The organism is Frigoribacterium sp. MCBA15_019, from assembly GCF_001864945.1.
In the GTDB taxonomy this organism is placed as follows: domain Bacteria; phylum Actinomycetota; class Actinomycetes; order Actinomycetales; family Microbacteriaceae; genus Frigoribacterium.
Genome location: NZ_MJGS01000001.1, coordinates 236,729 through 249,243, shown reverse-complemented (window position 1 = coordinate 249,243; position 12,515 = coordinate 236,729). Strand labels below are relative to the sequence as shown.

Genomic DNA, 12,515 nt, shown 5'->3' with positions numbered 1-12,515 from the left:
ATGCCACGTCTCGAGAGCGGGCGACGTCGATGCCTCGACGGAGGCGCCGGGCCGGGGATCTCGGTCCGGGAACGACGAAAGGCCCTGCGGATGCAGGGCCTTTCGGTGATGGTCGTGGGCGATACCGGGCTCGAACCGATGACCTCTTCCGTGTGAAGGAAGCGCGCTACCAACTGCGCCAATCGCCCGTGTGGGACTCGACGATGCTAGTGCATCGCGGGGCTCGAACGCCATTCGGTCCGTCGTCGAGGCCCCCGTCGTGAACTGCCCCACGCCCGGTCAAGACACGAACTTCCCTCGATTTGGTTTCTGCCCCGGGGTGTGGGTATTGTTCTTTTGCACGCAGAAATGCAAAGCGAAATGCGGATGTGGCGCAGCGGTAGCGCATCACCTTGCCAAGGTGAGGGTCGCGAGTTCGAATCTCGTCATCCGCTCGAGTGTAATGCTCACCAGAGGGTGGTCCACCGACTGGTGGCCTCCCTCTGGGGGGCTACTCGTATGGTGGAGTGGCCGAGAGGCGAGGCACCGGCCTGCAAAGCCGTTCACGCGGGTTCAAATCCCGTCTCCACCTCCATTCGATCCAGACCTAGGTCTAGAATCGATGTTGCAATTGAATAGTGCGGTTCGAGGGTTCACTCTCGCATCGTTGAGACATGAGCGATTGGCGCAGCGGTAGCGCGCTTCCCTGACACGGAAGAGGTCGCTGGTTCGATCCCAGTATCGCTCACACACAGAAAGCCCCGGCCTCGGCCGGGGCTTTCGTCATGTCGGGGCTCCCGCGCTCACGAGCGGTCGGCATCCCGTACCGAGACGTCACGACATGCCGCTCACCTCTCGAGGTGGGCGGCATGTCGTGACGTCTCGAGGCTTCTCTCTAGGGGGTGCCGGTCCCCGTCCCGAGACCGATTCCGTTGCCGCGGCCGTTGCCGTTCCCGTTGTTGCCGGGCCCGCTGTTCCCGTTGCCGTTCCCGCTGTTGCCCGGCCCGGTGTTCCCACCCGGGACGTCGACACCGGGAACGTCGACCGTCGGGGGCGTCACGGGGTCGACCGTCGGCTGCGTCGTCGGCTCGACCGGCGCCTCCTGGGTCGGGCTGACCTCGTCCGAAGGCGTCGGATCTGCCGGCGACTCGTCGGTCGAGTCCTCCGACGGCGACGGCGACTCGTCGTCCGACGACTCGGAGGGCGTCGTCGACGGGTCCGTCTCGACACTCGGACTCGTGCTCTCGGTCGGGCCGACCACGTCGTCATCGCGCGTGGCGGCCCAGCCGATGCCTGCCGCCAGCAACGCGGCGACGACGATCGCCGCCAGCACGAGGGGCCGGCGCCGGCGCTTCCGAGTCCCGTCGTCGGACTCGACGTCGGCGACGAGGTCCGCGGCGTCCGCCCCGGTCGCCGCCCCCGCTCCGAGCACCTGCGTGCGAGCGTCGTCCCGGGGCAGGACGCGAGTGGGCGTGTCGCCGCCGGGCAGGGCGGCCGTCGGCACGTCGGGAGCGGCCATGACGCGGGTGACGGCATCGGTCGACCCGGCGCCTTCGACGGCCAACGTGCGGGCCACCCTTGTCACCTCGGCGGCGGCGGGACGGTCCTCCGGTGCGCGCGAGGTCATGCGCGTCAGCAGCTCCGCCCACCCCGAACCGATCGAGGCCGGGATCTCGGGGTCGCGAGTGAGACGAGCCATGACCGACTCGACGACCGAACCCGTGAAGACGCGCTTTCCGGTCAGAGCCTCGACCAGGACCAGTCCGAGTGAATAGACGTCGGACGCGGGGGCCGGCGGTCGCCCCTCGGCCTGCTCCGGGCTGACGAAGGCGGCGGTGCCCATCAGGGTGCCCGTGGCCGTCACCCGCGTCGAGTCGATCAGGTACGCGATGCCGAAGTCGGCGAGCTTGGCCCTGCGGGGGTCGCCCTCGTGGTGCGGAGCCGCGAGCAGGATGTTCGCGGGCTTGACGTCCCGGTGGACGACGCCGGCGCGGTGGACCGCCGCCAGGCCGTCCGCGACGTCGCCGAGCAGCGCCGCGGCCTCGACGTGTGACAGCGGCCCGTCGGCGAGCACGGTCTGCAGGGTCGGACCGTCGACGTACTCCATCACGAGGTAGGCGTCGTCGTCGTGGCCGTCGCCCTCGACGCGGGCGTCGTAGAGCGTCACGAGCCCGGGGTGGTTCAGTGAGGCGAGGAGGCGCACCTCGCTGACCTGCCGGCTAAGGTCGTGGACGTCGTGCCCGTCCGACGAGAAGAGCTTGACGGCGACGTCCCGGCCGAGCTCGAGGTCGTTCGCCCGGTAGACGGCCCCCATGCCACCCCGCCCGACGATCGCGTCGAGACGGTAGCGACCACCGACGGTCGTGCCGAGGCGGGGGTCGGCCTGCTCACGGGGGCTCATGCGCCGGCTCCCGTCGAGGCCTCGGGGAGCGCCGGAGCGGTGCCACCACCCGACCCGCGCCTCTCCGCGAGACGTGAGGCGACCGCGTCGAGCACGGTCTCCGCCACGGTGGCCTTCGATCCCTCGGCCTCGGACACCACGTCACCGTCGGCGTCGATCACGACGACAGCCGTGTCGTCGCTGCCGAAACCGGTCGTCCACCCCACGGAGTTGAGCACGAGGAGGTCCGCCCCCTTCCGTCGCTGCTTGGCGCGCCCGAGCGACAGCAGTTCGTCGCGGTCGGCCGCCGTCTCGGCCGCGAAGCCGACGACCACCTGACCCGCGGGACGACGGACGACGAGGCCCGCCAGGACGTCCGGGGTCCGCACGAGGCGGACGGTCAGCTCGTCGCCCGAGTCGTCCTTGCGGATCTTGCCGTCCGCCACCGCGAGGGGCCGGTAGTCGGCGACCGCGGCCGCCATGATGACGACGTCCGCTGCGGGGGCGTGCTCGGCCATCGCGGCCTCGAGCTCGAGCGCGGTGCCGACCTCGACGACGTCGACCGCGGCGTCGGTCTCGATCGTCTGCCGCACGGCTCCGTCGAGCGCGGCGGCGACGACGGTGACGCGGGCCCCGCGTCGGGCCGCCCCGAGGGCGAGCGCCGCTCCCTGGGTGCCGCTCGACCGGTTGCCGACGAACCGCACCGGATCGAGGGGCTCGCGGGTGCCACCGGCCGAGACGACCAGCCGCAAGCCGTCCAGGTCGCCGGCCCGCGCCTCCTGAGCCTTCGCGTCCTGGTCCCGAGCACCGGGGACGGCGGCGGGGGAGGCAGCGACGCCGGCCGGGCCGGTCACGCGGGCGAGTGCCGCGGCGACGATCTCGTCGGGCTCGCTGAGCCGGCCGGGCCCCACGTCGCCGCCGGTCAGCGGCCCGTCGTCGGGCCCGACGACGGTCACCCCGCGCGACCTCAGCAGGTCGACGTTCGCGATCGTGGCCGGATTCAGCCACATCTCGCTGTGCATGGCGGGTGCGACGACGAGCGGTGCGGTGCTCGCGAGGATCGTCGTGCCGAGCAGGTCGTCGGACAGCCCGTGCGCGACCTTCGCCAGGGTGTGCGCGGTCGCGGGCGCCACGACGATCAGGTCGGCCCGTTGTCCCAGGGCCACGTGCCGCACCTCGGCGACGTCGTCGAAGACGGACGTGTGCACGGGGTTGCGGCTCGTGGCCTCCCAGGTCGGCGTCCCGACGAAGCGCAGGGCGGCCTCGGTCGGGACGACGTGGACGTCGTGCCCGCGCAGCACGAGGCCGCGGACGACCCCGACGGCCTTGTACGCCGCGATGCCACCCGAGACGCCGACGACGACGGACAGGCGACGCGAGGCGTCGGCGGGGGAGGAGCGGGGGTGGTCGTGCGTCACGGTGGGCCTCGTCGATCGATGCGTCGGTCGGCCGACCCGGTGCCGGGTCGGTAGCGTTGCCCCCCACGATGCCGCATCCCGCGGCCGAGCGTCGGCCCCGACCCGACGAGCCCCCACCGTGAGGACCCCATGTGCACCGTCGTCGTCGCCGTCCGACCGGGCGCGCCCTGGCCCGTCGTCTTCCTGGGACTCCGTGACGAGTCGCCCGACCGCCCCTGGGACGAGCCGGGTCCCTGGTGGCCCGACCTCGGCGAGCGGGTGTCCGGGGTGCACGACCGTGAGGCGGGCGGCGCGTGGTTGGCGACCGCCCGGGGGCCGAGTCGCGCGAGCGTCGTGCTGAACCGTCACGAGACGCCCGCACCGCCGCCCGGCGGGTGGACCACCCGCGGTGCCCTGCCCCTGAGGGCGGCCGCCGACGGCGTCCTGCCCGACGGGCCGCAGACGACCCGCACCTTCAACCTGCTCACCGCGGACGCAGGAGGCGCGGTGCACTCCGTGTGGGACGGCGCCGTCACCGAGACGGCCCGTCTCGCCCCCGGGGTGCACCTGTTGACGCACGCCGCCCCCGACGACCGGTCCGTGCCCCGGGTCGACCGCTGGCTCCCTCGGTTCCGCGACGTCGCGCCTCCGACCGGTCCGCTGCCGCCGGCGACCGAGGGCGAGGGCAGCTGGACGCCGTGGCTCGACCTGCTGCGCGAGAGCAGCGCCCTGCCGGCGGACGACGACGACGCGCTCGTACGGGCCGACCTCGTGGACGGGCACCTCTTCCACTCGTTGTCGCTCAGCACCGTCGCCGTCTCGGCCGACGACGTGGCCCACCGGCACGTGCGCCTCGACGGCGCGCCCTCGGTGGCGGAGGCGATCGCGCGACGATGACGCCTGCGTCGCATCGGCCGGCGCCGGAGGCGTCACGTCACGCGAAGTCATCGGGAATCACGCCCGCCCCCGCAGCGTTAGTGTCGGGAGGCTCGTCCGACCCCCGAGCCGCAGCAAAGGAACCCTCGTGAAGATCACCGCCGTCCGCACCGTCCGCCGCCTCGCCTCCGTCGGCGTCATCGCCGCCGCCGCCGTCGCCCTGGCCGCCTGCGCGCCCGCCTCCACCGACGGGGTCGTCCAGTCCACCGGCAGCGCGACCGCCGACACGAGCGCGGCGAAGAGCCTGTCCGACATCCAGGCGGCCGGCGAGATCGTCATCGGCACCGAGGGCACCTACCAGCCCTTCACGTACCACGAGGGCGGGGCCGGCGCGCTGACCGGCTACGACGTCGACGTCGCCACGGCCGTCGCCGAGAAGCTCGGCGTCACCCCGACCTTCGAAGAGACGCAGTTCGACGCCCTGCTCGCCGGGCTCACCGCCGGCCGCTTCGACCTCGTCGCCAACCAGATCTCGATCACCGACGAGCGCGAGGCGACGTACGACTTCTCGACGCCCTACACGGTCAGCCGCGGTGTCGTGATCACGCCCGCCGACAACACCGACATCACCTCGCTCGCCGACCTGAAGGGCAAGACGACGGCCCAGTCACAGTCGAGCAACTTCTACACGACCGCCAAGGACGCGGGCGCCGACGTGCAGGTCGTCGAGGGCTGGGCCCAGTCGGTCGCACTCCTCGAGCAGGGCCGCATCGACGCGACGGTCAACGACGAGCTGACCTTCCTCGACTACGTCAAGACCAACCCGGACCAGGCCGCCGGCATCAAGATCGCGGCGACCACCGACGACGTGTCGCGTTCGGCCCTGGTCACCACCAAGGGCAGCGACGACCTCGTGACGGCGATCGACGACGCCCTCGCCGAGCTGAAGGCCGACGGCACGCTGGCGACCATCAGCGAGAAGTACTTCGGCCAGGACGTCAGCGAGTAGGCGTGCAGTCCTCCCTCGACCTCTTTTGGCGGTCGCTCTGGCCGATCGTGTCGGGGGCGCTCGTGGCGTCGATCCCGCTCGCCTTCGCATCGATGGCGATCGGGCTGGTCATCGCCGTCGTCATCGCCCTCATGCGGCTGTCGGGCAAGACGGTGCTCGCGGGCATCGCCCGGGTGTACATCTCGATCATCCGGGGCACGCCCCTGCTCGTGCAGCTCTTCGTCGTCTTCTACGGCCTGCCGTCGATCGGCGTCCGGCTCGATCCATGGCCGAGCGCGATCATCGCGTTCTCGTTGAACGTCGGCGGGTACGCCGCCGAGGTCATCCGGGCCGCGATCCTCTCGGTGCCCAAGGGTCAATGGGAGGCCGCCCATACGATCGGCATGTCGCGGGGGCTCGCCCTCCGGCGGATCATCCTGCCGCAGGCGGCCCGGGTCTCGGTGCCACCTCTGTCGAACACGTTCATCAGCCTGGTCAAGGACACCTCGTTGGCGAGCGTCATCCTCGTCGTCGAGCTCTTCCGTCAGGCGCAGCAGATCGCGACCGTCTCGAACCAGTTCCTGCTCATCTACCTCGAGGCCGCCCTGGTCTACTGGGTGATCTGCCTGATCCTGTCGTTCGGGCAGGACGCCCTCGAGAAGAGATTGGACCGCCACGTTGCCCGCTGACGTCACCCCGCCACGGCCCTCCGGGGCGACCGGTGCCCCCGTGCTGACCGTCCGCGGCCTGCACAAGGCGTTCGGCGCGAACGAGGTGCTGCGCGGTATCGACCTCGAGGTGCGGCGTGGACGCGTCGTCGCGATCATCGGCCCCTCGGGGTCGGGCAAGACGACCGTGCTGCGGTCGCTCAACAGCCTCGAGGTGCCCGACGGGGGAATCGTCACGCTCTCCGACGGTCGGTCGATCAACTTCGGGGCCAAGGTCGGCAAGCGCGACCTGCTCGCCCTGCGCGACCGGTCGTCGATGGTGTTCCAGCACTTCAACCTGTTCCCGCACCTCACGGTGCTGCAGAACGTCGTCGAGGGCCCGGTGCGCGTCCAGGGACGCGATCCGAAGGAGGCGCGGGCCGAGGCCGAGACGCTCCTCGCGCGGGTGGGCCTCGCCGAGAAGGCCGACGCCTACCCGTCCGAGCTCTCGGGCGGCCAGCAGCAGCGCGTCGGCATCGTGCGCGCGCTCGCGCTGCGGCCCGAACTGCTGCTCTTCGACGAGCCGACCTCGGCCCTCGACCCCGAACTGGTCGGCGACGTCCTCACGGTCGTCAAAGAACTCGCCGACGAGGGCTGGACGATGATCGTCGTCACCCACGAGCTCGAGTTCGCCCGCCGGGTGGCCGACGAGCTGATCTTCATGGACGCTGGCGTCGTCGTCGAGCGGGGCCGTCCCGCCGACGTGCTGTCCCGCCCGCGCGAGCCCCGCACGCAGCAGTTCCTGCGGCGGGTGCTGAAGCCGCTCGACGACTGACGGGGCGTCCGCTCGCGAGACGACCCGCGCCTCCTCGTCCACCGGACCAGGAGGCGCGGGTCGTCTCTCCGGCGGACGCTCAGCCGAACAGGCGGTGCGACGCGATGCGCGCGCCTTCGCCGAGCGAGGCCAGCTTGGCCACGGCGATCTGCGGGTGGATGCGACCGCCCAGGCCGCAGTCGGTCGAGGCGACGACGTTCTCGGGCCCGACCAGCGACGCGAACCGCTCGATACGGTCGGCCACGAGCTCGGGGTGCTCGACCACGTTCGTGGCGTGGCTGACGACGCCCGGCACGATCTTCTTGCCCGCGGGCAGCTCGACGTCGCGCCAGAGCTTCCACTCGTGGTCGTGACGGACGTTGGCCGCCTCGAACGAGTACGAGCCGGCGTCGATCTCGAGCATGAGGTCGACGATGTGACGGAACTCGACGTCGGTCGTGTGCGGGCCGTGCCACGAACCCCAACAGAGGTGGAACCGCACCTGCTCGGCCGGCAGGCCCCGCAGGGCGTGGTTGAGGGCCTCGACCCGGATGCGCGTGAAGGCGCGGTAGTCCTCGATGCTCGGCTCGGGGTTGATCTGGTCCCAGTTCTCGGCGATCGAGGGGTCGTCGATCTGCACGGTCAGGCCGGCCTCGACGATGGCCGCGTACTCCTCGCGCAGCACCTCGGCCCAGGCCCAGATGTGCTCTTCCTCGGTGGCGTAGAAGTCGTTCGCGATGCGGGCTCCGCTGCCCGGTGACAGCGAGGTGATGAACCCCGAGGGCGAACCGCTCGCCTCGAGGCCGGCCTTGAGGTTGGCGATGTCCGAGGCGATGGCGGACTGTCCGACGTACGCCAACGGGCCCGTCGTGCTCGGGAACGGCGTGGCGCCCGAGCCCGTGCCGATGCCCGAGGTCGGGTCGGTGTAGGCGTCGTGGAAGGTCTGCCAGTCGCGGCGGTCGGGGAACGACGTCAGTCGCACGTCGCCGGGGGAGGACCGCACCGCCGGCTGGCTGAAGATGTCCGACCCCGTCAACGAGAGACCGCTCACGCGTTGGAACGAGTACGACCACCAGGCGCCGTAGTCGACGGCGCTCGTCATCGCCTTGCCGTACTCGCCGTCGCCGACGATCGTGATGCCGAGATCGTTCTGGCGCCGGACGAGATCGACGACGGCATCGGTCAACAGGGCGTCGAACTCGGGGGTGCGCTCGAGGGTGAAGCCGTCCTCGCCGAGGGCGCGCGCGTCGTTCGCGGCGATCAGCTCGGGTGTGCGCGGCAGGCTTCCCGCGTGGGTGGTCTCGATGCGGTCGGGGGTGGTCGTCATGGGGGTGCTCCGTTCGTCGCCACCACTCTGGCCCCCGACCCCGCCGTGCGCGACGTGCGCGACACGGGGCGTCACAGCCGCGGGGTCGGGAACACCGGGCGCTCGGCGACCGTTGCGTCCTGTGTCGGCCGACGCCGGGCCCCTCGGGGCGCCTCGCTACGATCGACGAGAAGGGACACCGTGACCACCACCTCCTCCGCACCATCCACCGCCCGTCCGGGGCTGTCCGACGACGACGCCCGCCGTCTGCGCGCGGACTTCCCCTTGCTGCAGCAGGACGTCAACGGCGAGCCGCTCGCCTACCTCGACTCGGGGGCGACCGCACAGCGACCGGCCGCCGTGCTCGACGCCGAGCGCCGCTTCCTCGAGACGACCAACTCGGCCGTGCACCGGGGCGCACACACGCTCGCCGCCTCGTCGACCGAAGCCTACGAAGAGGCGCGCGAGACGGTCGCCCGCTTCGTCGGTGCCGACGTCGACGAGATCGTGTGGACCTCGAACGCGACCGACGCGCTCAACCTCGTGGCGTACGGCCTCGCGAACGCCACGCACGGCCGGGGTGGCGAGGCCGCGCGACGCTTCGCCCTCGCGCCCGGTGACGAGATCGTCGTCACTGAGGCCGAGCACCACGCGAACCTCGTCCCGTGGCAGGAACTCGCCGCGACGACGGGCGCCACGCTGCGTTTCGTGCCCGTCCGCGACGACGGCACCTGGACCACCGCCGACGCGGCGTCCGTGATCGGACCCCGCACGCGCCTCCTCGCCTTCGCCCACGTCTCGAACGTCACCGGCTTCGTCGCACCCGTCGCCGAGCTCGTGGCGTCGGCGCACGCCGTCGGCGCCCTCGTCGTCCTCGACGCCTGCCAGTCGGCGCCGCACCGCCCCGTCGACCTGCACGGCCTCGACGTCGACTTCGCCGCGTTCTCGGGCCACAAGATGTTGGGGCCCACGGGCATCGGCGTGCTCTACGGGAAGGCCGAGCTGCTGAACGCCCTGCCGCCCTTCCGCACCGGCGGCTCGATGATCACGACGGTCACGATGGAGGGCGCCGAGTACCTCCCCGCCCCGCAGCGCTTCGAGGCCGGCACGCAGCCCGTGTCGCAGGCCGTGGCCCTCGCCGAGGCCGTCCGCTATCTCGACGCCGTCGGCATGGACCGCGTGCGCGAGCACGAAGAGGCCCTGGCCGACCTGCTCGTCCGCGGTCTCGAGGCGATCGATGGCGTCACGGTCGTGGGCCCGCCCGCGGGGGTGCCGCGATCGGGACTCGCCAGCTTCGTCGTCGACGGGGTGCACGCCCACGACGTCGGCCAGTTCCTCGACGCCCGGGGAATCGCCGTGCGCGTCGGCCACCACTGCGCCCAACCGCTGCACCGGCGCCTCGGGGTGACGGCCACGACGCGGGCCAGCACCTACCTGTACTCGTCGAGCGACGAGGTCGACCGGCTGGTCGCCGGGGTCGCCGAGGTCCGCGACTACTTCGGCGTCGCGGGCCCGGCGGTTCCCGACGAGAAAACCGAGGAGGCGCGGTGAGCGTCGCCCTCGACGGCCTGTACCAGCAGGTCATCCTCGATCACGCCAAGGCGCGCCACGGCGACGGCGAGCTGCCCGGGGCCGACGCGCAGCACCACGAACGCAACCCGACCTGCGGTGACGAGATCACCGTCCGCGTCGCCCTCGAGCCCGGCACCGACCGAATCGCCGACCTGCGCTGGCAGGGCGCGGGCTGCAGCATCTCGATGGCCTCGGCCTCGGTCTTGGCCCAGCTGGCACCGGGCCGGACGCTGTCCGAGCTCGACGCCCTCGTGGGGGAGTTCCGCGAGATGATGCGGTCCCGTGGTGCCGGCGAGCCCGACGACGAGGTGCTCGGCGACGCCGTCGTGTTCCACGGGGTCTCGAAGTTCGTCATGAGGGTCAAGTGCGGCATGCTCGCCTGGGTCGCGGCCGAGGCCTGTTCGACCGAGCTGCGCACCGTCTGAACCGTCCGCGGCCGCGTCGTCCGTCGGGGCGGTCCCGGCCGGACGATGGTCGGTCGACGGCTAAAGTGGTCCCCGCCCCTCGACGATAGGAACCACCGCCGTGTCCGACCAGACCGACCTCGACCCGACCGCCTCCTCAGCCCCGTCCGGCCTCTCGGCCGTCGAGGCCACCGAGACGACGACCGGCTTCGACCTGTTCACCGACAAGGCGGTCGTGGCCGTCCGCGTGGCCGGCGAGCTGCGCGACCTGGCGACCGAGCTGCAGGCCGGCGACGTCGCCGAGCCGGTCACGATCGACTCACCCGACGGCCTGGCGATCCTGCGGCACTCGGCGGCGCACGTCATGGCCCAGGCCGTGCAGCAGATCAACCCGGAGGCGAAACTCGGCATCGGGCCGCCCGTCACCGACGGCTTCTACTACGACTTCGACGTCGCGGAGCCCTTCACCCCCGACGACCTCAAGGCCATCGAGAAGGGCATGGAGCGCATCATCCGTCAGGGCCAGCGCTTCCGTCGGCGCGTCGTGACCGAAGACGAGGCCCGCGACCTGCTCGCCCACGAACCGTTCAAGCTCGAGCTGATCGGACTCAAGGGCGGGTCGGCCGACGACCTCGGCGCCGACGGCGAGTCGGTCGAGGTCGGCGGGGCTGAGCTAACGGTCTACGACAACCTCGACCCGAAGACCGGCGAAGTCGTGTGGTTCGACCTCTGCCGCGGTCCCCACGTACCCAGCACGCGCCTCCTCGGCAACGCCACGAAGCTGATGCGCGTGGCGGCCGCCTACTGGCGCGGGTCCGAGAAGAACCCCCAGCTGCAGCGGATCTACGGCACGGCGTGGCCCACCAAGGACGACCTGCGCGCCTACCAGGCCCGGCTCGAAGAGGCCGCCAAGCGCGACCACCGCAAGCTCGGTGCCGAGCTCGACCTCTTCTCGTTCCCCGACGAGATCGGCTCGGGGCTCGCGATCTTCCACCCCAAGGGCGGCATCATCCGTCGCCAGATGGAGGACTACTCGCGCGAGCGCCACGAGAAGGCCGGCTACGAGTTCGTCTACACGCCGCACATCACCAAGGCGGCCCTGTTCGAAACCTCGGGCCACCTGGGCTGGTACAAGGACGGCATGTTCCCGGCGATGCACCTCGACGAGGCCCGCAACGACGAGGGTGAGATCACGCGTCAGGGCGCGGACTACTACCTCAAGCCGATGAACTGCCCCATGCACATCCTGGCGTACCGCTCGTCGGCCAAGTCGTACCGCGACCTGCCGCAGCGTCTGTTCGAGTTCGGGACGGTGTACCGCAACGAGAAGTCGGGCGTCATCCACGGCCTGACCCGCGTGCGGGGCATGACCCAGGACGACGCGCACATCTTCACCACCCGTGACGACATGGCGGCCGAGCTCAAGGGCACGCTCGACTTCGTCCTCAGCCTGCTGCGCGACTACGGCCTTGACGACTTCTACCTCGAGCTCTCCACGAAGGACCCCGAGAAGTACGTGGGCGACGACGCCACCTGGGACGAGGCGACGGCGACCCTGCGACAGGTCGCGGAAGAGACCGGCCTCGAACTCGTGCCCGACCCGGCCGGGGCGGCGTTCTACGGGCCGAAGATCTCGGTCCAGGCGCGCGACGCGATCGGGCGCACCTGGCAGATGTCGACGGTCCAGCTCGACTTCAACCTGCCCGAGCGCTTCGACCTCGAGTACACGGCGGCCGACGGGTCGCGTCAGCGACCGGTGATGATCCACCGTGCGCTGTTCGGCTCAATCGAGCGTTTCTTCGGCGTGCTCACCGAGCACTACGCGGGTGCGTTCCCGGTCTGGCTGGCACCCGTCCAGGTCGTGGCGATCCCCGTCGCCGACGAGTACGGCGACTACCTCGACGGGGTCGTGGCGCGCCTGCGCGAGGTCGGTGTTCGGGCCCAGGTCGACCACAGCGACGACCGCATGCCGAAGAAGATCCGCACGCACACCAAGGCCAAGGTGCCGTTCCAGCTGATCGCCGGCGAGGACGACCGTGCGGCCGGTGCCGTCAGCTTCCGCTACCGCGACGGCTCGCAGGAGAACGGCGTGCCGCTCGACGAGGCGATCGCGAAGATCGTCGCGGCCATCGAGACCAAGGCCCAGGTCTGA

Annotated in this window: 10 protein-coding genes and 4 tRNA genes; 10 read left to right on the top strand and 4 right to left on the bottom strand. The window is 71.4% G+C overall.

The genetic code is table 11. The features are described from left to right. Positions 1-115 precede the first annotated feature (115 nt). Positions 116-188: transfer RNA gene (locus BIV04_RS01180), tRNA-Val, on the bottom strand. A 174-nt stretch (positions 189-362) separates the two neighbouring features. Between BIV04_RS01180 and BIV04_RS01175 the strand changes: the two genes are divergently transcribed. From BIV04_RS01175 to BIV04_RS01165, 3 genes are all read left to right on the top strand, one after another. Beyond that, positions 363-434: transfer RNA gene (locus BIV04_RS01175), tRNA-Gly, on the top strand. A 66-nt stretch (positions 435-500) separates the two neighbouring features. Next, positions 501-574 (top strand) — tRNA-Cys (locus BIV04_RS01170). An 81-nt stretch (positions 575-655) separates the two neighbouring features. After that, a tRNA-Val gene (locus BIV04_RS01165) sits at positions 656-727 on the top strand. Between the two features lie 147 nt (positions 728-874). Here BIV04_RS01165 and BIV04_RS01160 read toward each other — a convergent pair. Further along, on the bottom strand, positions 875-2,380 hold the full coding sequence (locus tag BIV04_RS01160) for a serine/threonine-protein kinase (protein WP_071253446.1): 1,506 nt from the start codon (positions 2,378-2,380) through the stop codon (positions 875-877). Then, entirely contained in the window at positions 2,377-3,729 is a 1,353-nt protein-coding gene (locus BIV04_RS01155; RefSeq protein ID WP_083396141.1) for a phosphopantothenate--cysteine ligase family flavoprotein, read from the bottom strand. The genes BIV04_RS01160 and BIV04_RS01155 overlap by 4 nt, the downstream gene beginning before the upstream one ends. Positions 3,730-3,906: 177 nt before the next feature. On the opposite strand from BIV04_RS01155, the gene BIV04_RS01150 reads away from it, so the two are divergent. The 4 genes from BIV04_RS01150 (at position 3,907) to BIV04_RS01135 (ending at position 7,102) form a co-directional block, all read left to right on the top strand. Beyond that, positions 3,907-4,653, top strand: a complete 747-nt coding sequence (locus tag BIV04_RS01150; protein WP_071253439.1) for an NRDE family protein — start codon at positions 3,907-3,909, stop codon at positions 4,651-4,653. A gap of 133 nt (positions 4,654-4,786) precedes the next feature. Next, complete coding sequence (locus BIV04_RS01145; RefSeq protein ID WP_071254597.1) at positions 4,787-5,641, top strand: amino acid ABC transporter substrate-binding protein; 855 nt, start codon at positions 4,787-4,789, stop codon at positions 5,639-5,641. Between the two features lie 2 nt (positions 5,642-5,643). Then, a complete protein-coding gene (locus tag BIV04_RS01140) occupies positions 5,644-6,309 on the top strand; it encodes an amino acid ABC transporter permease (protein ID WP_071253438.1) in 666 nt (221 codons plus the stop codon). Beyond that, positions 6,299-7,102 carry an amino acid ABC transporter ATP-binding protein gene (locus tag BIV04_RS01135; RefSeq protein ID WP_071253437.1) on the top strand — a complete coding sequence of 268 codons (804 nt, stop codon included), beginning with the start codon at positions 6,299-6,301 and terminating at the stop codon, positions 7,100-7,102. Before BIV04_RS01140 ends, BIV04_RS01135 begins: the two co-directional genes overlap by 11 nt. A 79-nt stretch (positions 7,103-7,181) precedes the next feature. On the opposite strand, the gene BIV04_RS01130 is transcribed toward BIV04_RS01135, so the two are convergent. Beyond that, the gene (locus tag BIV04_RS01130; RefSeq protein WP_071254595.1) at positions 7,182-8,408 is read right to left on the bottom strand and encodes a cobalamin-independent methionine synthase II family protein; all 1,227 of its coding nucleotides are present in this window, start codon (positions 8,406-8,408) and stop codon (positions 7,182-7,184) included. Positions 8,409-8,588: 180 nt separating this feature from the next. Between BIV04_RS01130 and BIV04_RS01125 the strand changes: the two genes are divergently transcribed. The 3 genes from BIV04_RS01125 to thrS all read left to right on the top strand — a co-directional run bounded on the left by BIV04_RS01125 (position 8,589) and on the right by thrS (position 12,515). Next, the gene (locus BIV04_RS01125; protein ID WP_369825254.1) at positions 8,589-9,938 is read left to right on the top strand and encodes an aminotransferase class V-fold PLP-dependent enzyme; all 1,350 of its coding nucleotides are present in this window, start codon (positions 8,589-8,591) and stop codon (positions 9,936-9,938) included. Then, on the top strand, positions 9,935-10,384 hold the full coding sequence (gene sufU / locus BIV04_RS01120) for a Fe-S cluster assembly sulfur transfer protein SufU (RefSeq protein WP_071253436.1): 450 nt from the start codon (positions 9,935-9,937) through the stop codon (positions 10,382-10,384). The genes BIV04_RS01125 and sufU overlap by 4 nt, the downstream gene beginning before the upstream one ends. A 193-nt stretch (positions 10,385-10,577) precedes the next feature. After that, positions 10,578-12,515, top strand: a complete 1,938-nt coding sequence (gene thrS, locus BIV04_RS01115) for a threonine--tRNA ligase (RefSeq protein ID WP_071254592.1) — start codon at positions 10,578-10,580, stop codon at positions 12,513-12,515.